Consider the following 628-nt stretch of genomic DNA (forward strand, 5'->3'; position numbering starts at 1 on the left):
ACGGCCTGGCCGCCTTCTCCGGTGCGGAGGCGGAGCGGTTCTTCGTCACCCCCGACAGCCGGGTGCTCCAGTTCGCCTCGCCGAGCTTCGACGCGGCGGTGCTGGAGGTGTGCATGGCCCTCCCGCACGGTGCCACCCTGGTCGTACCGCCACCCGGGCCGCTCGTCGGCGAGACCCTCACCGATGTCCTGGCCGGGCAGCGGATCACGCACGCGCTCATTCCGCCCGCCGCCCTCGCCGGGGTGACCCCCGCGGGCCTGACCGACTTCCGCACCCTCATCGTCGGTGGTGAGGCATGCCCCGCCGAACTGGTGGAGCGCTGGTCGTCCGGGCGCCGCATGGTCAACGCCTACGGCCCGACGGAATCCACCGTCGCCGCCACCACCAGCGGCCCCCTCGCCCCCGGCGCCGGGGCCCCGCCGATCGGCCGCCCGGTGTGGAACACCAGCGCCCTCGTCCTCGACGAGCGGCTGCGGCTCACCCCCGTGGGCGTCGTCGGCGAGCTCTACATCGCGGGTGACGGGCTCGCCCGCGGCTATCTCGGCCGCCCCGGGCTCAGCGCCGAACGGTTCGTGGCGCACCCGTACGGGCCGCCCGGCGCCCGGATGTACCGCACCGGCGACCTCGT

At 75.5% G+C, this 628-nt stretch carries 1 protein-coding gene; it reads left to right on the top strand.

The genetic code is table 11. The features are described 5' to 3' along the window. Nucleotides 1–628 (top strand): AMP-binding protein (locus NP777_RS47090; protein ID WP_256656354.1); only part of this gene is annotated, 628 nt, incomplete at both ends.

The organism is Streptomyces rugosispiralis, assembly GCF_024505145.1.
Taxonomy (GTDB): Bacteria; Actinomycetota; Actinomycetes; order Streptomycetales; family Streptomycetaceae; genus Streptomyces; species Streptomyces rugosispiralis.